Here is a 21818-nt window from a genome sequence, read left to right as displayed (position 1 = left end):
CCGAAGGAGCGACGGTTCAGGCGCGGGTGACAGTGATCGATTGCGCGTTCATCGTCGCATTGCCGAATGCCGTCATGAAAGCGATATCGGTAGCGTCGCGCCCCACCGCGATGCGGACCATCGATTCCACCGGCGCTAGACCGGTCGCGTCGACAATGTGCCAGGCTCCGTCGAGCCAGACTTCGACCACCGCATGGAAATCTGGCGGCGACAGGTCGAGCGCGTAGACGGACGCAAGCCGTGCCGGGATATCGCGCGAACGGATGAGCGCGGCGGTCAGATGAGCGTAGTCGCGACAGACGCCCTGCTGCGCGACGAACGTATCGGCAGCGGTCGTGCTGATGGTGGAGCTGCCCGGCACGTAAACGAGGTTTTCGCGAACCCAGTCGACCAACGCCTGCACCAGCGGTCCACCGTCGAGATTGCCGAAATGGCTGCACACGAAACTGACGAAACGGTCCGCCTCGCAGTAGCGGCTGGGCCAGATGAAGGGCAGCACGTCCTCCGGCAAGCTGGGCAGCGAGCTGCGCGACAGGCGCAAGAGGTCGATAGCGGATCGTTCGACATCGACGATCGCGTTGTAGCGGCTCACCATTCGTCCGACGCCCGTGCGAGTCCATGTGCGGCGACCGATGCCATTTCCGCCGAACTTGTTGGTGAGCGGCCCGGCATTGTCGATGACATGGGTCTGCTCGACGATGCGCTGGTCGGGAAGAGCCGCCGCCTCCACGGCGAGCAACACCTCGGTCTGCTCGGCGAAATCATAGTCGAGGATCGCTTCGATGGCGACGCGCATGGGGCAATGGTCCGGATGTCAGAGGAAGGCCGAATCGGCCAGATGAGCAGCTTCGGGCGGCAGCAAGCTGCTGGCAAGCGAGCAAACGCAAAGGCCGTCAGCCTGCGATAGTTTCACGTCATTTTCTATAGCGCCGCCGCCCACATCGTCGTTGCGAAGGGAGGCATGATCGGTAAAAGGCCCGCTGCGCACGGGAGCGCGGCGGGCCTTTTCGGGGTCGTGATGCGGCAGGCGAGCGAAGGCCCCATTCCTTGCCGGGTGATCCGTCCGGCAAGGAGACCGGGACTTATTCGCCGGCGTCCTCCGCATCGGGTCCGGCCATCATGCCTTCGGCGACTTCTTCGGTCTTGCCGCGAATCGCCTTTTCGAGCTTTTCCGCCATTTCGGGATGCTCGCGCAGGAAATTTTTGGAATTTTCGCGGCCCTGGCCGATGCGGACCGAGTCATAGGAGAACCACGCACCGGACTTTTCGACGATTCCGGCCTTCACGCCGATGTCGAGTAGTTCACCGATCTTGGAAATGCCCTCGCCATACATGATGTCGAATTCGACCTGCTTAAAGGGCGGGGCCACCTTGTTCTTGACCACCTTCACGCGGGTGGTGTTGCCTACGATATCGTCGCGATCCTTGATCTGGCCGGTGCGGCGAATGTCGAGGCGGACCGAAGCGTAGAATTTAAGCGCGTTGCCGCCCGTCGTCGTTTCCGGATTGCCATACATGACGCCGATCTTCATGCGCACCTGGTTGATGAAGATCACCATGCACTTGGAGCGGGAGATCGAGCCGGTCAGCTTACGCAGAGCCTGCGACATGAGGCGGGCCTGCAGGCCGACATGGCTGTCGCCCATCTCGCCCTCGATTTCGGCACGGGGCACAAGCGCCGCGACCGAGTCGATCACCAGCACGTCGATAGCGTTGGACCGCACGAGCGTGTCCACGATCTCCAGCGCCTGCTCGCCCGTATCGGGCTGAGACACGATCAGTTCGTCGATATCGACGCCCAGTTTCTTGGCATAGACGGGATCGAGCGCATGTTCGGCGTCCACGAAGGCCGCCGTGCCGCCATTCTTCTGCGCTTCGGCGATGGCATGCAGCGCCAGCGTCGTCTTCCCCGAGCTTTCCGGTCCATAGACTTCGATGATCCGCCCCTTGGGCAGGCCGCCGATGCCGAGCGCAATGTCGAGGCCGAGCGATCCGGTGGAGATCGCCTCGATCTCCATCTTGTCGCGACTGCCCAGCTTCATCGCGCTGCCCTTGCCGAAGGCGCGGTCGATCTGCGCCAAGGCCGCGTCCAATGCTTTCTGTCTGTCCATGTTTCCCGTCTTCTTGGAATCGATGAGTGAGAGCAGTGCTGTCATCGGTCGGTCCTTATGTCGGGCGAGCGTGCGAGTCGCCGTGTCGTACCGATGATGTATCCTTTTTGTTCTACTGGAACAAGAGGGGAACGGAAATTTCCTATTATCCCCTCTTCCCGGGCGCTTATTGGCTGAGAACCTTGTCCAGGGCCCGTTCCACCGCCCCGATGGTGAAAGGCTTGGCAAGCGTCGGGCGACCGGCATGGCTGGCGGGCAGATCGTCCGCCATGCCCCCTGTGGCGAATACGAAGGGGATGGCTTTTTCAGCGAGGATATCGGCGACGGGCCAGCTTTTCTCGCCTTGAAGGTTACAGTCGATCAGCGCCGCGTCGAACCCGCCCTCGCGCGCCTGGGCGCAGGCTTCCTCGACAGTGGCCGCAAGACCGTGGAGGCGATAGCCGAGCGCGTCGAGATAATCTTCCAGCATCATGCCGATCATCGCTTCGTCCTCGACGATCAAAATGCTCTTGCCGTCCGACATACCGTGTAATTTCCTTGATTAACCGAACGAATCGCTAGCGGATCGCAGGGCGCTTGGCGAGTGCCCATGGCTGCGCGACGGCAAGAAGCTGTCCTATTCAGCGACGGTGACCGCCCCCATCGCATCGCGCGCCGCCTCCGCCAGCTGGCTGACGGAGAAGGGCTTGGGCAGGAAAGCGACATTGGCGATGTCGATCGATTTGCGCAACTGCTCCTCGGCATAGCCGGACATGAAGAGCACGGGAAGGTGGGGATGCGTCTGCCGCGCCCGCGCCACCATCGACGGGCCGTCCATGTTGGGCATGACCACGTCCGAGATGAGGAGGTCGATAGTCCCCCCGCCATGCAGCACTTCAAGCCCCTGTTCGCCGTCGTTGGCGGTCAGCACCGTATATCCCTGCCGCGTCAGCGCGCGTTCGGCGACGGCGCGCACCATGTCCTCATCCTCCACCAGCAATATGGTGCCGGTGCCCCATGTTTCCGCCCGGCGCGGCGGTGTGGGGGCGGCGACAGGCGCTTCGGCATCGCCCCCGGTATAGACGGGCAGGTAGATGACGAAGCTCGCGCCGCGCCCCAATTCGGATTCGGCGAAGATATATCCGCCCGATTGCTTGACGATGCCGTAGACGGTGGAGAGGCCGAGGCCCGTGCCCTTTCCCAGTTCCTTGGTCGTGAAGAAGGGCTCGAAGATTTTAGCGAGGATATCCGGCGGAATGCCGAGGCCCGTGTCGGAGACGCGCAAAGCGGTATAGTCCCCGGCTGGCAGAATCTGCTGGCGCATTTCGCGCACCCTGACGGCGGGGACGGCATAGGTCTGGATGTTGAGCGTGCCGCCTTCGGGCATCGCGTCGCGAGCGTTGACCGCAAGGTTGACGATCACCTGCTCCAACTGGCCGGGGTCTGCGCGTACCGGGCCGAGATTGCGGCCATGCGTGACTTCCAACCGTACATTCTCGCCCAACAGGCGCTTCAACAGGTTGGAGACGTCGGCCACGATATCGGGCAGCTGGAGCGTCTGCGGGCGGAGCGTCTGCTGGCGGGAAAAAGCAAGCAGCTGGCGCGTCAGCCCGGCGGCGCGATTGCTGTTGGATTTGACCTGCTGGATATCGTCATAGTCGCTGTCGCCCGGCGTATGGCGCATCAGCATCAGGTCGCAATGGCCTATGATAGCGGTCAGGATGTTGTTGAAATCATGGGCGACGCCGCCCGCCAACTGGCCGATCGCCTGCATCTTCGTGGCCTGCGCCACCTGCCGCTTGAGCTTGCTTTCCTCGCTGTTGTCCTTGAGCGACAGCAGCACCGCCGCTTCGCCAAGTCCGCGCACGCCCGCAAGGCTAAGAGCGATGGGATCGTCGGGATTGTCGCGCATGCGCACGGCGATGTCGCCCGACATCTGCGGCCCCACGGCAAAGCGGCGCACCGCGTCGGCGACCGCCGCCTGGTCTTCCCGCACGACGAGATCGCCGGGATAGCTGGGCTTTTCCCCCGGCTTGATCCCGGCGGCGCGAGCGAAGGCGTTGTTGACGAAGAGGATGCGCCCGTCGCGGTCGGCCATGGCGAGACCGAAGGGCAGCAGCGACAGCAGCGTTTCGATGTAGGACAGGGCGGACGTGCCCCCACCGCCGCCCGGCTCGTCGATCAGGAGCAGGAGCATCGGACCGTCCTGCGCCGACGATTGCATCCCGTTGGGCTGGGCCGCGCGCTTGAGCGGCACCTGAAGCAGGCGCAGCGGCAGGCCGCCCTGCTCCTCGCGCGCCAGAAACAGGCGGCCCTTGTCGTCGACGCGCATCTGGGCGGCGAAATCGCGACCGGTGATGTTTGCGTCGATGCGGCCCGCGGCGCGCAGCAGGAATGCGCCGTTCGCCGCCCGGATACGCCCTTCCCCGCCGATCATCGCCGCCATGATGCCCGCTTCGCCCAGTTGGCGGCCCGCCTCCCCAGTCAGGAAGCGGTTGACGTCGTCGAGGGCGCTGGGCTGGCGGACGGGGGTGAAGCGCCAGAGGATATAATCTTCCGTCCGCCCGGTGCGCGCCGCTTCCACGTCGAGGCGGAGCGCGCCCTGCACCATTCCTTCATGCACGGCCTCGCCGTCGCGCCATGCGGCGCGAGCGACAGCGGATAGCGCTTCGGTCAAGCTGTGGTCGGCGGTGACGCCGGGCGGGGCGGGATAGCCGGGAAACCATTCGCCATAGAGGTCGCTGGCGCAAACCAGCCGACCGGTGCGGTCGGTGACGGCGATCGCCATATTGGATGCGTCCGCTGCCGCACGGGCGACGGTCCAGTCGGGCGTGGCTTCGGACGACAGCTCTGCGGCGGGAAAGAGATGCCGATACCACATCATCAGAGCGGCTGCGGTCAGGATCGTCGCGCCGAAACCGGCGGCAAGCGGCAAGCTGCCCGCAGCGTAGAAGACCAGGCCCGCCGAAGCCAACGCCGCCACGATCAGCAGCGGCAGCGCCCAGCGGGATCGCGGCGCGACCGCCCAGGCTTCTTCACCCCGTTTCAAACCCATAGCCTTGCAACCACCCGGACCCGGACCGCGCCGATGTTCAGACGCCCGCTTTCCCCAATGCGCTGCTTTGATGGACCTTGCCAATCCTCAATTTGCGCGCTTGCCATTTGCGGCCCATGCGGTGCCGCCAGAACCAGTCGGCGACGAAATAGCCGACAATCGCCGAAACGACCGAAATGAGGAACAGGCCCAGCAGCATCGCAGGCGCCGCTTCCGACAAAAGCCAGCTGGTCCACTGGCCGACGCTGGCATGGCCGTCGACAAGCGCCATGAAGCCGGAGGCGTCTGCGCTGCGCCCCAGCATCCAGTTGCCGAGCCACACGGAGGCCATGAGGATGAGCGGCGTCGTGGCCGGATTGGAAAGAAAGGTCATCGCGGCGGCAACCGGGATGTTCGCGCGAAAAGGCAAGGCCAGGAGCGCCGCGCCCGCCATCTGGACGCCGGGTATCAGCAGGAAAATTCCGACGAACAGGCCCAGTGCAACCCCGCGTGGCACCGAACGGCGCGTGAAGCGCCAGAGCGAGGGTTCGAGGACACGGTGCGCGACAGGCGCGAGAACCCGGCTTTGCTCAAGCGACTCGCGGGTCGGGCAGTTGGCATGCCACCAGCGGGTCAGCCTGCTCATCAGCCGTGGGCCTTCATGATGCGCTGTTGATCCCGCTTCCAGTCGCGTTCCTTGATCGTCTCACGCTTGTCGTGGGTCTTCTTGCCCTTGGCGAGCGCGAGTTCCACTTTCGCGCGGCCCCGGCTGTTGAAATAGATCGCCAGCGGCACCAGCGTCATGCCCTTGCGCTCCACCGCGCCGTGCATCCGCGCGATCTCGCGCTCGTGCAGCAACAGTTTGCGCGGACGCTTGGGCTCATGGTTGAAACGATTGCCGTGGCTGAATTCGGGAATGTTGCTGTTGACCAGCCACACCTGGTTCCCCTTCACCTCGGCATAGCTTTCGGCGATGTTGCCTTCGCCAAAGCGCAGCGACTTGACCTCCGTCCCTTGCAGCGCGATCCCGGCTTCGAACACATCCTCCAGGAAATATTCGAACTTCGCGCGCCGGTTTTCGGCGACGATCTTTTTCTTGTCGAAGGTTTCGGGACGGGGGCGGGCCATGACTGTCTAACTACTCACTTCACCATATGGGGACAGGCGACCCCGAAAAACAGCCCGATCAGACGAGACCCGCGATCTCCAGCGCCCGGTCGACCGCCGCCCGGCTCGATTCCGACGGCCAGGTGATGGGCAGGCGGACCTCGTCAGGCATGTCGGGTCGGACCCGGGTAAGCGCATATTTGACAGGGCCCGGTGAAGAATCGCTGAACAAGGCGTCGTGGAGAGGGTAAAGCCTGTCCTGTAGCGCCAGCGCGGCATCCCAGTCGCGCCGCGCGGACGCTGCCTGAAAATCGGCGCACAGACGTGGCGCGACGTTGGCGGTGACGGAAATGCACCCCCTGCCGCCCATCGCGTTGAACCCCAGCGCCGTTTCGTCATTCCCCGACAATTGGCAGAAATCGGAGCGGCAGGCGAGCCGCTGCGCGGTGACGCGCCCCAGATTTCCGGTGGCATCCTTGATACCGACCACGGATTGGAACTCTTCCGACAGGCGATGGATCACCGGCACGCCGATATCGGTAATGGTGCGGCTGGGCACATTGTAAAGCACGATGGGCAGGTCGCAACGTTCGGCGAGATAGGCGAAGTGGCGGTACACGCCGTCCTGGTTGGGCTTGTTGTAATAAGGCGCCACCACCAGCGCCGCGTCCGCACCCGCCGCCTGCGCCGCGTACATATGTTCAAGGGCGATGCGCGTGTCGTTGGACCCGCAACCCGCGATCACCGGCACTCGGCCAGCCGCCTGGTCGACGCAGATGGCGATGACGCGGTTATGCTCCTCCACCGTCATCGTCGCGCTTTCACCGGTGGTCCCGCAGGGCACCAGCGCGCTGGACCCCTCGGCGATCTGCCAGTCCACGAAGGCGCGAAATGCCGCCTCGTCCACCCGGCCGTCGCGAAACGGGGTCACCAGAGCCGGAATCGAGCCGGAAAACATCAATTTACTCCTTCAATTCTCCGGGCGGAGAAGGCATGATCGGCCAAGCGGGGCGCTATAGCGCGTCATTCAAGGCCTGATAAGGATGCAATGGGGATAATGTCCAGCATGCGCGCCTCATCCCATGTCGAAAGTTACCTGATACGCATGCCTATTATTGCTCTTCTGCTCATGACCGCCGGAGCCGGCGCCCAGACCGAAACCGTGCAGCGCATTCCGCCGGAATATGGCTCCACGGGCGGGGCGATGGTCCAGCCTTTGCCTGCGCAGAACAGCGGCCCTTCCCCCTGGCAACAGGCGCAAGGCCGCATCGGCATGGCGCAGGACGCAGGGATCGTCGGCACCATCAACCAGTGGCGCGCGCTGCAGCAGAGCGATGGCCTGGGCTTTTCGGCCTATTCCAGCTTCCTCGTCGCCAATCCCGGCTGGCCGGGCGAGGACCGGATGCGGCGGCTGGCCGAAACCGGGATCAATCCCGACAGCTTCGATCCGGCGCAGGTCGTCGCCTTCTTCGCCCGCTATCCCGCGCGCACGGCGACCGGCCATGCGCGCAACGCCGTCGCGCTGATGCAGATGGGACGCATGGGCGAGGCGCGGGTCGCGGCGCGCAATGCCTGGATCGGCGGCACGCTGTCGCCCACGGACGAAGCGCGGCTCCTGTCCCTGTTCGGCACCGGTTTCTCCGTCGCCGACCATGAGCAACGGGCGGACGCGCTGCTGTGGGCCAACGATGTGGCGGGCGCGACGCGTATGATCCCCTATGTCAGTCCCGCGCGCCAGCCGGTGTTCCAGGCGCGGATCGCCTTTCGCCGCAGAGCGCCCGAGGCTGCCGCACTGATCCCGACGACCGATCCCATCGGCGCGAGCGACGCAGGCTATGTCGCGGACAAGGCCATGTGGCTGCGCGACACCGGCAACTGGATCGGGGCGCGCCAATATCTGGCGAACCGCCCGGCGGCGGCCTATCGCCCCGCCAATGCCGAGAAATTCTACGAAGTTCTGCTGGGGCAGGCGCGCGCGTCGGCCAACGACAGCCAGTGGAGCTTCGCCTACGGGATCGCGAGCAAGATCGACGATGCCGTCGCTCCGGGCACGGACATGTCGAGCCAGCCGATCGGCGTGCGCGACGATTATACCAGCCTCGCCTGGCTGGCGGGCAGCACCGCTTTCTACAATCTTAACCGCCCGACCGACGCGGTGACGATGTTCCGCCGCTACGCCACCGGCGGCCAATCGCCGCAAGTCCGATCGAAGGGCTATTATTGGGCCGGACGAGCCGCGCTCCAGGCGGGCGATGCGGCCAGCGCGAACAGCTATTTTGCGCAGGCGGGCGCTTATCCCGACCAGTTTTACGGCCAACTCGCGCTCGAACGGCTGGGGCGACCCATTCCTGCTCCCTCCACAGTCGAGCGCGCCGTGCCGATCTCCGCTTCGGAACGCGCCGCGTTCGAGGGCCGGTCCGTCGTGCGCGCGGCCAGAGCGCTGGGGCAGATGGGCTATTGGGAGGAACAGAGCAAGTTCGCGCGCGCCATTGCAGGCAATGCCGACAGCGACGCCGATCATTATCTCGCCGTCGAACTGGCGCAAAGCCTGGGCCGCCCGGACATGGGCGTGATGGTGGGCCGCCGCGCGGTGTCGAGCGGCCTTACAGGCTATGGGGAAAGCGCCTTCCCGCGCGTGCCCGTGCCATCCGAAGCGCAGTATAACTGGACGATGGTCCATGCGATCGCACGGCAGGAAAGCCAGTTCGACAAGCAGATCGTCAGCCATGCAGGCGCGCGCGGTCTGATGCAGCTGATGCCCGGGACCGCGCGCGAGCAGGCGGGTAAGCTGGGAATGAGCTACAACCCCGCTTCGCTGAACGAGCCGAGTTACAACATCATGCTGGGATCGGCCTATTTCCAGCGGATGCTCGATTATTATGGCGGCAGCTATCCGCTGGCGGTGGCTGCCTACAATGCCGGGCCGGGCAACGTGAACAAGTGGATCGCCGCCAATGGCGACCCGCGCCTGCCGGGCACGGACATGCTGCGCTGGATCGAAAATATCCCGATCTTCGAAACGCGTAACTATGTCCAGCGGGTGCTGGAGAATGCGGTCGTCTATGAAGCGATGAACCCGGAACGCGCCAAATTCCGGGGCACGAACGCCGTGCTCAGCCGCTATCTGGGCAAGTCGACGCCGGGGTGAAAGCGCGATAGGGGACGGGAATGACCGTCCCCCATCCCAACTACATCACGCCCGAAGGCTTTGCGAAACTGCGTGCGGAATATGACCATCTGCTGGGCGTGGAACGGCCCCGGATCGTAGAGGTCGTCAGCTGGGCCGCGGGCAATGGCGACCGGAGCGAAAATGGCGACTATCTCTACGGTCGCAAGCGGATGCGGGAGATCGACGGGCAATTGAAGCGCCTGTCGAAGAAGATGAAGGACGCCAAGGTCGTCGATCCCCGGCAGCAACCGGATCGCAGCCGGGTCTATTTCGGCGCGACGGTCACCATCGTCGACGAGGATGACGCGTCACGCACGCTGACCATCGTCGGCAATGACGAAACCGATGTCGATGCCGGGCGCATCGGATGGGGATCGCCCATCGCCCGCGCGCTGCGAGGCGCGACCGTGGGCGACCTGCGTCGCGTCCGTCTGCCCGCGGGCGAAAAGGATTATGAGGTCATGGCGATCGCCTACCCCGACTGAGGGCTATTCGTGCGGGCGCAGAGCGCGATTGAGGCTTTCGAACACCGCGTCGATCGGTTCGGTCACGGTGACGCTGCGCCCTTCGCCGAAGCGGATGCGGGTGCCGTCATTGACCTGCGTGACGAAAGTGACCTGGGCGGGATTGATCGCGGTCTGGGTCCGGTCGGTGCCGACGAACATCACGAGCATGGCGTCCTCTCCTTGTCTTATGGTGCGCCAGCCTAGCGCGGTTGCAGCGGGACGCCAGCAAAGAATCGCGAGGCTGGTCAGGCCGCGCGCATCGCCGCAATGAAGCCGCCCGCGCGATGTTCCAGGCGGCGCGCTTCGCCTGCCAGCTGATCGGCGACATCGCGCATGTCGCGCGCGGTGGCGATGCGGGCCTGCGCATTGTCGCTGATCTGCGCCGCGCCCGCGCGGATATGCGTGCTGGCGGCCCCCGCCTCCGCCACATTTTCGGCAATCGAGCGACTGAAGGCCCCTTGCCGCCGTACCGCTTCGAACACGGCGGCGGACAGCCGGTCGGCGCGGGTCATCGTTGCGGTCATGTGCGCCTGTCCTTCGGCCACATCGGCGATGACCGCGCGCATATGGTCGATCCGCCCACCGATACCCGCCGCCGCATCGCGCGTCTGCTGGGCCAGCGCCTGCACTTCGGTCGCGACGACGGCGAAGCCCCGGCCCGCCTCGCCCGCCCGAGCCGCCTCGATGCCCGCGTTGAGGGCCAACATGCTGGTCGCGCGCGCTATGCTGTCGATAAGAGCGACGACTTCGCCGACCTGATCGGCTTCTGTCCGAAGCGCCTGGCTGCGGTGGAGGCCGGACCGGCTACGCTCGGCAGCTTCGGCGATGGCGACGCCTGCGTCCTGCGCTTCGCCCTCCATCGCGCGAAACAGCTGACCGAGGTCCGCGCCCGCCGCCGATAATTGCATCAGGCGTTCGGCGGTCTGGGCGGCGGCCACGGACATGGCCGCGCTGTCGGCATTGTCATCGTTCGCCCGCGTCGCAGCCTGCGTCGCGAGCGTTGCGAGCTGGTCCGCCATCGCCGCCATGCCGGTAATCATCGATGCGATATCCTGCCGGAAGTCCGCGCTTTCCCGTGTCACCCGCTCGGCCCTCTCGGCGCGTGCCAGTGCGACCCGCGCATCCCGCTCGGCGGTCAGGCGCAGCAGCACGGCGCTGCCCAGCACTCCGGCGTATCGGCCCGCGTCAGTCGCGATCAATCCCTCGCACGCCGAACCCTGCGCGGCATAGAGATCGACGAGCGCTTCGATACTCTCCGTGCGCTCGACCGTGGGACAGGGCCGCACATGATCGTCGAGTCGACCTCCGAAACTGGGATTACGCAGCAGGGCATGGCCGAAGGGGTTGAAGAGGATGCGCCGCATGTCGCGTTCGTAGATCGCCCCGGCAGGGCGCCCGTCATCGTCGACCACCGGCAGCAGGCGAAGCGTGGGGTCGTGCTGGAACCGGTCCACTGCCTCGCTGAGCGGCTGGCCGAGCTTCACCGCGGGGCAGGGATTCCCACGCGGCGCAGCCATAAGGGCATCGTCGGGACCGAGCGGGCGAGCGTTTGCGAACATGCCGCCCTCTTACTCACCCGATGGTAAATGCGGAGTTAGGATTTGATGACAGTTACGTGACAAACCCACATTTTCTGCGGCTTTCAGTCTTTGGCCGGTCGATAGTCGAAGGCTTTGCGGGCCAGGTCGACGACCGCAGGATCGGCAGCCGGAAAGTCCATAGGCACCGCCGCTTCCAACCTGTCGGCAACTTTTGTCAGCGCGGCGATCCGTCCCGCCTTGCGGTGATTATTGTCGATCACGTCCCACGGCGCGCGCTTGCTGTCGGTCTTTCTGAACATGGCGTGCATCGCGTCCAGATAGTCGGCGCGGCGAGCGCGGTTGCGATAGTCGTCCACGCCGGTCTTCCAGCGCTTCCACGGCGTGTCGAGCCGCTGGGCGAGTTGTTCGTCCTGCGTTTCCTGCGTGATGTGGACGAACAGCTTGACGATGTTGGTCCCGGCCTCGATCTGCTGCCGCTCGAAGGCGTTGATCTCGTCATAGGCGCGCTTCCATTCCTTTTTCGAACAGAAGCCCTCCACCCGTTCCACCAGCACGCGGCCATACCAGCTGCGGTCGAAGACCGCGATGTTGCGCCCGGCAGGCAGGCGCGTCCAGAAGCGCCAGAGGAAATGATGGTCGCGCTCGATAGGGGTAGGCGCGGAGATCGGATGGACCTGATAATAGCGCGGGTCCCAGTCGGCGGTCATCCGTTTGATGATGCCGCCCTTTCCCGCCGCGCCCCATCCTTCCAGCAGGACGACACTGCGCCTGTCGTGAAGAATGTGGGCGACCTGGATTTTCGCCAGCCGCTGCTGAAGCGCGGCGAGATCGGCGTCATAGTCGCCCTTGTATTTCGCCCCGGTTTCATAGTCGGCAAGTTCGATGGTCATGGGCGCGCGTCCTTTTTTCCTTTGCGCCATGCTGGACCGGCGGCCCGCCTGGCGCAAAGGGAAAAACTCACGCCTTGGCCTGGGGCTCCACGACTCGGATGTGAAGATCGCGCAGCTGCTTGAGTTCGGGCTGGCTGGGCGCGCCCATCAGCAGGTCTTCGGCACGCTGGTTCATCGGGAACAGCGTAATCTCCCGCAGGTTCTGCGCGCCGCACAGCAGCATCACGATGCGGTCGACGCCCGCCGCCATCCCGCCATGCGGCGGCGCGCCATATTGGAACGCGCGGTAAAGGCCGCCGAAGCGTTCCTCCACATCGGACTGGCTCAGGCCGACAAGTTCGAACGCCTTGACCATGGCTTCGGGCGACTGGTTGCGGATCGATCCCGACGCGATCTCATAGCCGTTGCAGACCATGTCGTACTGATACGCCTTGAGCGAGAGCGGATCGCCGCCGTTCAACGCTTCCAGACCGCCCTGCGGCATCGAGAAGGGGTTGTGCGCGAAATCGATCTTCTTTTCGTCCTCGTCATATTCGTAGAATGGGAAGTCGACGATCCAGCACAGCTCGAACCGGTCCTTGTCGATGAGGTCGAGCTGTTCGCCCACGCGGATGCGTGCAAGCCCGGCAAGCTTTGCCGCCTGGCTTTCCTTACCCGCCGCGAAGAACACGCCATCGTTGGGGCCAAGGCCGAGCGCGGCGATGAGCTTGGCTGTCGCTTCCTCGCCATGGTTCTTGGCGATGGGGCCGCCCGGCACGCCGTCCTTGATGTTGATGTAACCGAGGCCCGAATAGCCCTCGCCCCGCGCCCAGACGTTCATGTCGTCGAAGAATTTGCGGCTGCCGGCCCCTGCACCGGGTGCCGGGATCGCACGGATGACACTGCCGCTTTCGACAAGGCTGGCAAAGATGCCGAAGCCGCTGCCGTGAAAATGATCGGTTACGTCCTGGATCAGGATGGGGTTGCGCAGATCGGGCTTGTCGCTGCCATATTTCAGCATCGCTTCGGCATGGGGGATGCGCGGGAAGCTGCCTGCGGGCGTGACATGCTTGCCCTCTGCGAACGCTTCGAACACCTGGGCGATGACCGGCTCCATCGTGTTCCACACGTCTTCCTGCGTCACGAAGCTCATTTCGAGATCGAGCTGGTAGAATTCGCCGGGCAGGCGGTCGGCGCGCGGATCCTCGTCGCGGAAGCAGGGTGCGATCTGGAAATAGCGGTCGAAGCCCGCGACCATCAGCAACTGCTTATACTGTTGCGGGGCCTGCGGCAGGGCGTAGAACTTGCCCGCGTGGATGCGGCTGGGCACCAGAAAGTCGCGCGCGCCTTCCGGGCTGGAAGCTGTCAGGATCGGCGTCGAATATTCGGTGAAACCTGTGTCCTCCATCCGGCGGCGGATGTCGCGGATGATCTGCGTGCGCTTCACGATGTTCGCGTGCAGCGTTTCGCGCCGCAGGTCGAGGAAGCGGTAACGCAGGCGGATATCCTCGGGATATTCCTGTTCGCCAGCGACCGGGAGCGGCAGTTCGGCGGCGGTGGACAGCACGGTCACGCGGTCCGCCACGATTTCGATCTCGCCGGTCGGCATCCGCGGATTGATCGCCTCGGGCGCGCGGGCGACGACCTGGCCCTCGATCGTCACGACCGACTCCAGTCGCAAGGTTTCCAGCGTCTTGAGCGGCTCGCTGTCCGCCTTCGCCACGATCTGCGTGATGCCGTAATGATCGCGCAGATCGACGAACAGCACGCCGCCATGATCGCGCTTGCGATGCACCCAGCCCGATACGCGGACCGCGTTCCCGACGTCCGCGCTGGTCAGGACGCCGCAGGTGTGGGTGCGATAGGGATGCATGGCGTTTTGGTCTTTCGTGGACGTTTTACGGAAATGACAAATTGGCGCAGCCCCGCTATGGCCCGTCTGTCGACGTTTCGACGAGCCCGCCGGGGAGCGGGCCAGCCCATAATAAGATCGAAGACCATATGCAAATCCATCCGCTGATTACAGACAGCAAGACGCTTTCCGATTTCTGCGCGCGCATCGCCAAGTCGCCCTATATCGCCGTCGACACAGAGTTCATGCGCGAGAACAGCTACTGGCCCGAACTGTGCCTCGTACAGGTCGCTGACCCGAATGAGGCGGCGGCGATCGATCCCAAGGCACCGGGTCTCGACATGAAGCCCCTGCTCGACCTGCTGGTCGACAATGAGGATGTGCTCAAGGTCTTCCACGCGGGCGGTCAGGATATCGAGATCGTCCATAACCTGACCGGACGGACGCCCCACCCGATGTTCGATACCCAGATCGCCGCGATGGCGCTGGGGCTGGGCGAGCAGATCGGCTACGGCAATCTGGTCGACGCATGGATGGGCGTGCAGCTCGACAAGGGCGCGCGCTTCACCGACTGGGCCCGCCGGCCGCTCGACAAGCGGCAGATCGACTATGCCATCGGCGATGTCACCTACCTCATCCAGATTTTCCCCAAGATGCTGGACGAGTTGCGAAAAACGGGCCGCGGCGACTGGCTGGATCAGGAAATGGAACGGATCAGCGATCCGTCCAATTACGAAAACGACCCGCAGCAGGCATGGCAGCGCGTGCGCATCGCGAGCAAGAAGCCCGATGTGCTCGGTCGGCTGAAGGCGCTTGCCGCGTGGCGGGAAGTCGAAGCGCAGGACAAGAACCTGCCGCGCGGTCGCATCGTCAAGGACGAGACGTTGGCGGACATCGCCAGCCATCCGCCCCGCAGCCAGGAAGACCTTGGCAAGGTGCGCGGCCTGTCCGCCACGTGGAAGACCAACGATATCGGCGCGCGGCTGATGAACGCGCTGGCGCGGCACCAGCCCCTCGACCGGGACGAGATGCCCGATCGCGAGCCACGACGCCCCGGCCTGGGCAAAGACGGCGCGCTGGTCGCCGATCTTCTGAAACTGCTGCTCAAGATCCGCTCGCGCGACATCAACGTTGCCGCGCGGCTGATCGCGCGCACCGACGATATCGACGCGCTGGCGGCAGGTGTGCGGGAGGGGCTGTCGATCCTGGAGGGCTGGCGCTACGAACAGTTCGGGCGGGATGCCGTCGACCTGGTGGAGGGGCGTATGGCGTTCGCGGTAAAGAACGGGCGCCTGAAAATGACGCGCACCGAATGAGGAGAGCGGCGATGCGCGGAACGATGGCGATCGGATGCCTGCTGGCTTCGGCAGGATGCGTGGCGGGCAAAGGCCCGGCAACGCCGCCCGCCGCCGTCGAAGGCCCCTGCCGCAACGGTGGGCTGGACGGTTTCGTCGGACAGAAGGCCAGCGCCGAGACCGGCGCCGCGCTGTTGAAGGCTTCGGGCGCGCGGACGCTGCGCTGGGGCGGTCCCGGCATGGCCATGACGATGGACTATCGGCCCGACCGGCTGACCGTCAGCTATGACGAGAGGATGACCATCGTCTCGGCCCGTTGCGGATAGGCGTTCGCAGCGATGGCAGCATCGGCGGATATCGCCATCCGCATGGCGCGCGCGGCCTTTAACGCGGCCCTGGCACGGGGCGACCTGGCAGCCATCGGGCCGCTCCTCGCGCAGGACGTTGTCATGGTGACGGGCACGGACAGCGCCGTCATCGCCGGGCGCAAGGCACAGTTGATGGCCTGGAAGCGCGAGTTCGCGGCGAAGGATCGCATGGTCTATACGCGCACCCCCGACACCGTCGTTGCCTCAGCTGTCGAACCGATCGCGCTGGAGCATGGGCACTGGCAGGGCGTCATGGACGGGGCGGTGCAGGCGTCGGGCGATTATAGCGCCAAATGGCGGCTCGCAGGGGGTGCCTGGGTGATCGAAGCCGAAATCTACCTGACGATGACCTGACCGATCAGCGTTTCCAGCGTGCCCAGATGGCGGTAGGCAGCGCGATGCCGCGCGCTTCTTCACGCACCGCCAGTTCTCCGGCTTCGACGGTGCCGGGCAGGTCCGCAAACGCCTGACGCAGCAATTCGCCGATTGCGAGTGCCGACATGCGAACCGCATAGACGGTCAGGAACAGGAAACGGCTATCGGCATCCAGCAACGCGCGGCAGTGCGCGATAAGGCCGGGTAGATCCTCCTCCAGCCGCCAGACTTCGCCATCGGGGCCGCGCCCATATTTGGGCGGGTCGAGCAGGATGCCGTCATAGCGCCGACCGCGACGCCCTTCGCGCGCGACGAACTTGACGGCGTCCTCGACGATCCAGCGGACGGGCCTGTCCTCCATGCCGGAAAGCGCGGCGTTGGCCCGGGCCTGCGCCACCGACTTTTTCGACGCGTCGACATGGACCATCCGCGCCCCGCCCGCCGAAAGCGCCAGCGTACCGACGCCGGTATAGCCGAAGAGGTTCATCACCTCCGCATCGGGCTTGTCGGCGATGGCGGCGCGCAGGTCGTCCCAGACGGGTGCCATGTCAGGAAAGAAGCCGAGGTGACGGAACGGGGTGCAGCTGGACTGAAAAGTGACTTCCCGCCAGTGGAGCGGCCAGCCATCGGCAGGCACCGGTTCCTCATAAAACCAGCGACCGCCGCCGTCTTCGTCCGATCCCGGAATGAATTCGGCGGCAGCGCGCCAGTTCTGCGTCGCGGGCTGCCACATCGCCTGCGGTTCGGGGCGGATGAAGCGGTAGCGGCCATAGCGCTCCAGCTTGCGACCGTTGCCCGAATCGAGCAGGCCATAGTCCGCCCACGGTTCGCCGATGAGGGTTTTCAGTTCCAACGCCGCCCTCAGCCGCGCGGGGTCGCGCGTTCGGCGACATAGGCCGTCACCGCTTCGAACGTGCCGGGCAGCTTGGCATAGCTTTCCTCGCGGGCGAACAGATCGCCGACCCGCCCGGGGACCGGGGGCCGGATGCCGATGGCACGCTCGACCGCATCGCGGAACTTGGCGGGGTGCGCGGTGGCCAGTGTGACGACCGGGATCGTCGCGTCGATCTGCGCCTCGCGCGCCGCAGCGAGGCCGATGGCGCTGTGCGGGTCGATCACCTGCGCCGCCGCATCATAGGCCCACCGCATCGCCATCGTCATGCCGTCCGCATCCACTCGCGCCGATGCGAAGAGATGCGCCGCCCCCTCCCGCTGCGCATTGGTGAGGCGCATGGCACGGCTGGTTTCGAACCCGCGCATCTGATCCGCCAGCGCCGTTCCGTCACGCCCGCCGGCGTCGAACAGCAATCGCTCGAAATTGGAGCTGACCTGAATGTCCATGCTGGGGGTCGCGGTCGCCACCACCTTGCCCTGGCTGTAGTCGCCGTCGGACAGGGCGCGATGAAGAATGTCGTTGACGTTGGTCGCAACGATCAGCCGTGCGACAGGCAAGCCCATCTTGGCTGCGACATAGCCCGCAAAGACATCGCCGAAATTGCCGGTCGGCACAGAAAAGGCGACAGGCCGGTCCGGCGCGCCCAGCCGCACGGCGGCGTAGAAATAATAGACGACCTGCGCCATCAGCCGCGCCCAGTTGATGCTGTTCACCGCCGACAGGTTGAAACGGCGGGAAAAGTCCGCATCGTTGAACATCGCCTTCACCAGCGCCTGCGCATCGTCGAAGCTGCCGTCGATCGCGATATTATAGACGTTTGGCGCGCGCACCGTCGTCATCTGGCGACGTTGCACATCCGATACGCGGCCTTCGGGATGGAGCATGAAGATGTCGATCTTGGCCCGGCCCGCCACCGCGTCGATCGCCGCCGAACCGGTATCGCCCGATGTCGCGCCGACGATGGTGAGATGATCGTCCCGGCGCGAGAGGAACCGTTCGAACAACTGGCCGAGCAGTTGCAGCGCCACATCCTTGAACGCCAGCGTCGGCCCGTGAAACAGTTCGAGCAGCCAGTGTTGATGGTCGAGCTGCACCAGCGGCGTCACCGCGCCATGGCTGAAACGCCCATAGGCAGCCGTGCAAAGCTCGCGCAATTCGTCTTCGCCCAGCGCGCCTTCGACGAAGGGAGCCATCACCCGCACAGCCGTTTCCACATAGGAAAGGCCGTTCAGCGCGTGGATCTGGTCGAGTGTGAAAGCGGGCCATCGGGTCGGCAGATACAAGCCGCCATCGGACGCCAGCCCCGCCAGCGTCACATCCTCAAACCCGAGCGTCGGCGCGCTCCCCCTGGTGCTCTGATACTGCATGATGGGCAAGCGCGGTAACGCCCGCCACCGCCATGGGCAAGCAATTAAGGCTTTATCGGACCGACAGCGGAGATATTCCGACGCCGCAGCGCCAGGACATAGATGACGGCCGCGACGGCAGCGAAGAAGAACCACTGGACCGCATAGGCCAGATGATTGTTGGGGATATCGGCGACGCTGGGTGGCGCGAGCGGCTTGAGGCCCGATGGCGCGCTCGAAGCGATCAACATTGGCCTAAGCGGCGGCGCCTTCCCGATAAGGCGTGTCAGCAGCGCGCGATGATCGGGCTCTTCGCTGATCCAGCCCTGGACCAGCCCGCCGGTCCATTGAGGTTTGTCGTCGGGCTTCTGGCCGACGCCGATCGCCACCAGCACGCCCGGCCCCTCCGCCCCTGTCGCGCAATGGGCGATGTGCCGGTAGCCGGTCGAACCGTCCGCCGCCCGGCCCGCTTCCACCTGCCACTCCACCACGTTCAGGCAGTTGACCGAGGACGGGCGGAACAGGATGGCTGGATCGACCGGCGGCATGCGGGGGAAGGCGATGGCGGGATTGGCGGGATTGGACGCCGCCAGCGCAAGCGCGTGCGCCTTTTCCCCGCGGCGCTGCAACTGCCACACGCCAAGGCCGATCATGATCGCGATCGCGCACAGGACGACGATGGTGGCGAGGATGGGCACGGGTTTGCGAGTGGCGCTCATCCCTGTGTCCTAGCTTGCGCCGCCCCAAAAGAAAACGGCCGGAGCATCGCTGCGCCGACCGTTTGCAAAGAGGATGCGCGAAAGGCGATCAACCGGCGTGGATTTCCGCGCCCCAGCCACCCCAGACATAGATGGCGACGAAGAGGAACAGCCACACCACGTCGACGAAGTGCCAGTACCATGCCGCCGCTTCGAAACCGAAATGCTGACGCGGCGTGAAGTGCCCCTTGTAGGCGCGCACGAGGTTGACGATCAGGAAGATCGTGCCGACCAGTACGTGGAACCCATGGAAGCCGGTCGCCATGTAGAAGGCCGAACTGTAGGGGCTGCCGCCGAAGGGGAACGGTGCGTGGGCGTATTCGTAGGCCTGGATGCTGCTGAACAATGCGCCCAGCAGCACGGTGCACCACAGACCCCTGATAAGGCCGTCACGGTCGCCGTGGATCAGCGCGTGGTGCGCCCAGGTCACCGTCGTGCCGGAGCAAAGCAGGATCAGCGTGTTGAGCAGCGGCAGCTCGAACGCATTCATGACCTCTATCCCCTTGGACGGGAACAGGCCGTCGATGGGAGGCAGCGCACTGGGAAACAGGGAGAAATCGAAGAAGGCCCAGAACCAGCCGACGAAGAACATGACTTCGGATGCGATGAACAGGATCATGCCGTAGCGCAGATGCAACTGCACCACCGGCGTGTGATCGCCGGCATGGGCTTCGGCGATGACGTTGCCCCACCAGCTGTACATGGTGAACAACACACCCGCGACGCCGATCAGGAAGACCCAGCCGCCGCCCGGCCCCATGGCGTCGGGATGCATGTACATGATCGCGCCAAACGCCATCACCAACGCCGACATCGAACCGAACATCGGCCAGATGCTGGGCGGGAGAATATGATAATCGTGGGTCTTTGCGCCTGCCATGACCTGGTCTTCCCTGCTCCTGTTATCGTGCGTGCTTAGCTTGCCTTCTTATCCGGCTCAACAGGATAGAAAGTGTAGCTGAGCGTGATCTGTTGCGTGTCCCTGTTGTCCGGGTCGTCCAAAATTTTGGGATCGACATAATAAAGGACGGGCATCCGCACTTCCTGCCCCGGTTGCAGCGTCTGCTGGGTAAAACAGAAACACTGGATCTTGGTGAAATAGGCGCCGGCCTGAAGCGGCGTGACGTTGAACGCGGCGGTTCCCGTCACGGGCCGGTCGGACATGTTCTTCGCGATGAAGATCGCCATGGTTTTCGCCCCGACCGTGACGGTCTGGGTCGGCCGTTCGGGATGGAACTGCCACGGCATGCCGGGCGCGATGTTCGAATCGAACCGGATCGACATGCTGTGGCCGGTCGCGACCTTGACCTGCGTCGCGGCTTCGGCCCGCTGCGTGGTGCCGCCGAACCCTGTCTGTTCGCAAAATATGCGGTAGAGCGGCACCGACGCGAAACCCAGTGCCAGCATGCCGAGCCCCACCGTCGCGGCCGCCATCATCGTGCGGCGGTTGCGACGGTCGCGGTCGAAGGGGGACGGCGGAAGACTGGCCATCAGATCGCGTGGCTCGCACCGATCTTGGCCAGGGTGATGGCGAAGAAGAGGATGACGAGAAAGCCGAGCAGCAAGCCTGTGACGATCGCGCGGCTTTTCTGCCGGGCGCGGATCTGCTGCTGTTCCTCCGGCGTCATGCCAGTAGCCAGCGGTCGGCGACCACTGCCCCGAACAAGAGGAAAAGATAGAGGATCGAATATTTGAACAGACGCTTTTCCGGGCCCATCCGCGCAGGATCGCTTTCGCGGCGACGATAGACCTGAAAGGCGAAGACGGCGAACAGCGCCGTTCCCAACAACGCAGCCGTGCCATAGATGACGCCCGTCAGGCCCAGCACCACCGGCGCAAGCGCGGCCACCGCCATGATCGCGGTGTAGAACCAGATTTGGCGACGCGTTGCGACCTCACCCGAAACGACCGGCAGCATCGGGATTCCGGCGGCGGCGTAATCCGTCTTCACAAACAGCGCGAGCGCCCAGAAATGCGGCGGCGTCCAGAAAAAGATCAGCATGAAGAGCGAGACGGGAAGCGCGCTGACGTCGCCGGTCACCGCCGCCCAGCCGATTACCGGCGGAAAGGCCCCCGCCGCGCCGCCGATCACGATGTTCTGCGCGGTGCGCGGCTTGAGCCAGATGGTGTAGACGATGACGTAGAACAGGATCGAGACGGCCAGCACACCGGCGGCAAGCCAGTTGGTCGCCATCCCCATCAGGATGACCGAGAAGAAAGACAAACCGACGCCGAAATGCAGCGCCGCCTGTCGCTCCATCCGCCCGGCGGGAAGCGGGCGCGCGGCGGTACGCTTCATCTTCGCGTCGAGATCGGCTTCCCACCATTGATTGAGCGCGGCGGCCGCGCCCGCGCCAAGCGCGATGCAGAGGATCGCGGTGAAGGCCAGGACCGGGTGAATGCTACCGGGCGCCGCCAGCAGTCCGCATAGCCCTGTGAAGACGACCAGCGTCATCACCCGCGGCTTGGTCAACGCGACGAAGTCACGCCAGTGCGCGGGCATGGGCGCGGCGCGGGTTTCCGTCAGCATCGCGGCAGGCAGGATCGGCGAACTGGCCATGGTGTCCTCATCATATCAGCCGGCCTCGCGCGAGCGCGCCGGCCGATTGTAGC

The 21818-nt window shown here is 64.9% G+C and carries 23 protein-coding genes; 5 read left to right on the top strand and 18 right to left on the bottom strand.

Annotated elements, in window-relative coordinates:
* Nucleotides 1-16: 16 nt before the first annotated feature.
* The 7 genes from DI606_RS01110 to dapA form a co-directional block, all read right to left on the bottom strand.
* Nucleotides 17-796, bottom strand: a complete 780-nt coding sequence (locus DI606_RS01110) for a transglutaminase family protein (RefSeq protein WP_293979096.1) — start codon at nt 794-796, stop codon at nt 17-19.
* 286 nt (nt 797-1082) lie between these two features.
* Nucleotides 1083-2156 carry a recombinase RecA gene (gene recA, locus DI606_RS01105; RefSeq protein ID WP_293979095.1) on the bottom strand — a complete coding sequence of 358 codons (1074 nt, stop codon included), beginning with the start codon at nt 2154-2156 and terminating at the stop codon, nt 1083-1085.
* 121 nt (nt 2157-2277) lie between these two features.
* Nucleotides 2278-2634 carry a response regulator gene (locus DI606_RS01100; protein ID WP_293979094.1) on the bottom strand — a complete coding sequence of 119 codons (357 nt, stop codon included), beginning with the start codon at nt 2632-2634 and terminating at the stop codon, nt 2278-2280.
* A 93-nt stretch (nt 2635-2727) separates the two neighbouring features.
* Nucleotides 2728-5139: an ATP-binding protein gene (locus tag DI606_RS01095; protein WP_293979093.1), complete on the bottom strand. Its 2412-nt coding sequence runs from the start codon at nt 5137-5139 to the stop codon at nt 2728-2730.
* 43 nt (nt 5140-5182) lie between these two features.
* Entirely contained in the window at nt 5183-5773 is a 591-nt protein-coding gene (locus DI606_RS01090; protein WP_293979114.1) for a DUF2062 domain-containing protein, read from the bottom strand.
* The gene (gene smpB, locus DI606_RS01085) at nt 5770-6252 is read right to left on the bottom strand and encodes an SsrA-binding protein SmpB (RefSeq protein ID WP_293979091.1); all 483 of its coding nucleotides are present in this window, start codon (nt 6250-6252) and stop codon (nt 5770-5772) included. Before smpB ends, DI606_RS01090 begins: the two co-directional genes overlap by 4 nt.
* 58 nt (nt 6253-6310) lie before the next feature.
* Entirely contained in the window at nt 6311-7189 is an 879-nt protein-coding gene (dapA, locus tag DI606_RS01080) for a 4-hydroxy-tetrahydrodipicolinate synthase (RefSeq protein ID WP_293979090.1), read from the bottom strand.
* 99 nt (nt 7190-7288) lie between these two features.
* Between dapA and DI606_RS01075 the strand changes: the two genes are divergently transcribed.
* Together DI606_RS01075 and greB are read left to right on the top strand one after the other, a co-directional pair.
* Nucleotides 7289-9379 carry a lytic transglycosylase domain-containing protein gene (locus DI606_RS01075; protein WP_293979088.1) on the top strand — a complete coding sequence of 697 codons (2091 nt, stop codon included), beginning with the start codon at nt 7289-7291 and terminating at the stop codon, nt 9377-9379.
* A 20-nt stretch (nt 9380-9399) separates the two neighbouring features.
* On the top strand, nt 9400-9885 hold the full coding sequence (gene greB / locus DI606_RS01070) for a transcription elongation factor GreB (protein ID WP_293979085.1): 486 nt from the start codon (nt 9400-9402) through the stop codon (nt 9883-9885).
* Between the two features lie 3 nt (nt 9886-9888).
* Here the strand turns inward: greB and DI606_RS01065 are convergent, their stop codons facing one another.
* The 4 genes from DI606_RS01065 to aspS all read right to left on the bottom strand — a co-directional run bounded on the left by DI606_RS01065 (nt 9889) and on the right by aspS (nt 14189).
* Nucleotides 9889-10074 carry a hypothetical protein gene (locus DI606_RS01065; protein WP_293979084.1) on the bottom strand — a complete coding sequence of 62 codons (186 nt, stop codon included), beginning with the start codon at nt 10072-10074 and terminating at the stop codon, nt 9889-9891.
* Between the two features lie 77 nt (nt 10075-10151).
* Nucleotides 10152-11465 carry a methyl-accepting chemotaxis protein gene (locus DI606_RS01060; protein WP_293979082.1) on the bottom strand — a complete coding sequence of 438 codons (1314 nt, stop codon included), beginning with the start codon at nt 11463-11465 and terminating at the stop codon, nt 10152-10154.
* 83 nt (nt 11466-11548) lie between these two features.
* Nucleotides 11549-12337, bottom strand: a complete 789-nt coding sequence (locus tag DI606_RS01055; protein WP_293979080.1) for a polyphosphate kinase — start codon at nt 12335-12337, stop codon at nt 11549-11551.
* Between the two features lie 67 nt (nt 12338-12404).
* Nucleotides 12405-14189 (bottom strand): aspartate--tRNA ligase, encoded by a 1785-nt coding sequence (gene aspS / locus DI606_RS01050; protein WP_293979078.1) that lies wholly within the window; start codon nt 14187-14189, stop codon nt 12405-12407.
* Nucleotides 14190-14317: 128 nt separating this feature from the next.
* On the opposite strand from aspS, the gene rnd reads away from it, so the two are divergent.
* From rnd to DI606_RS01035, 3 genes are read left to right on the top strand one after another with little or no spacing between them, the layout of a single operon-like run.
* On the top strand, nt 14318-15484 hold the full coding sequence (gene rnd, locus DI606_RS01045; protein ID WP_293979076.1) for a ribonuclease D: 1167 nt from the start codon (nt 14318-14320) through the stop codon (nt 15482-15484).
* An 11-nt stretch (nt 15485-15495) separates the two neighbouring features.
* Nucleotides 15496-15789 (top strand): I78 family peptidase inhibitor, encoded by a 294-nt coding sequence (locus tag DI606_RS01040; protein ID WP_293979074.1) that lies wholly within the window; start codon nt 15496-15498, stop codon nt 15787-15789.
* 12 nt (nt 15790-15801) lie between these two features.
* Entirely contained in the window at nt 15802-16185 is a 384-nt protein-coding gene (locus tag DI606_RS01035) for a nuclear transport factor 2 family protein (protein WP_293979072.1), read from the top strand.
* A 4-nt stretch (nt 16186-16189) separates the two neighbouring features.
* Here DI606_RS01035 and DI606_RS01030 read toward each other — a convergent pair whose 3' ends face one another.
* From DI606_RS01030 to DI606_RS01000, 7 genes are all read right to left on the bottom strand, one after another.
* The gene (locus DI606_RS01030; protein WP_293979070.1) at nt 16190-17059 is read right to left on the bottom strand and encodes a class I SAM-dependent methyltransferase; all 870 of its coding nucleotides are present in this window, start codon (nt 17057-17059) and stop codon (nt 16190-16192) included.
* Between the two features lie 8 nt (nt 17060-17067).
* A complete protein-coding gene (gene thrC, locus DI606_RS01025; RefSeq protein WP_293979113.1) occupies nt 17068-18468 on the bottom strand; it encodes a threonine synthase in 1401 nt (466 codons plus the stop codon).
* A gap of 44 nt (nt 18469-18512) precedes the next feature.
* Nucleotides 18513-19166 (bottom strand): SURF1 family protein, encoded by a 654-nt coding sequence (locus DI606_RS01020; RefSeq protein ID WP_293979068.1) that lies wholly within the window; start codon nt 19164-19166, stop codon nt 18513-18515.
* An 88-nt stretch (nt 19167-19254) separates the two neighbouring features.
* The gene (locus DI606_RS01015) at nt 19255-20085 is read right to left on the bottom strand and encodes a cytochrome c oxidase subunit 3 (RefSeq protein ID WP_293979067.1); all 831 of its coding nucleotides are present in this window, start codon (nt 20083-20085) and stop codon (nt 19255-19257) included.
* Between the two features lie 35 nt (nt 20086-20120).
* Nucleotides 20121-20696, bottom strand: coding sequence for a cytochrome c oxidase assembly protein (locus tag DI606_RS01010; RefSeq protein ID WP_293979065.1), 576 nt, complete (start codon nt 20694-20696; stop codon nt 20121-20123).
* Nucleotides 20696-20833 carry a hypothetical protein gene (locus DI606_RS01005; RefSeq protein ID WP_293979064.1) on the bottom strand — a complete coding sequence of 46 codons (138 nt, stop codon included), beginning with the start codon at nt 20831-20833 and terminating at the stop codon, nt 20696-20698. The genes DI606_RS01010 and DI606_RS01005 overlap by 1 nt, the downstream gene beginning before the upstream one ends.
* A complete protein-coding gene (locus DI606_RS01000) occupies nt 20830-21765 on the bottom strand; it encodes a heme o synthase (protein WP_293979063.1) in 936 nt (311 codons plus the stop codon). The genes DI606_RS01005 and DI606_RS01000 overlap by 4 nt, the downstream gene beginning before the upstream one ends.
* Nucleotides 21766-21818: the final 53 nt, after the last annotated feature.

The organism is Sphingobium sp., assembly GCF_003248505.1.
In the GTDB taxonomy this organism is placed as follows: domain Bacteria; phylum Pseudomonadota; class Alphaproteobacteria; order Sphingomonadales; family Sphingomonadaceae; genus Sphingobium.
The sequence above is the reverse complement of the archived record's forward strand: the minus strand, read 5'-3'. Positions and strand labels throughout refer to the sequence as shown.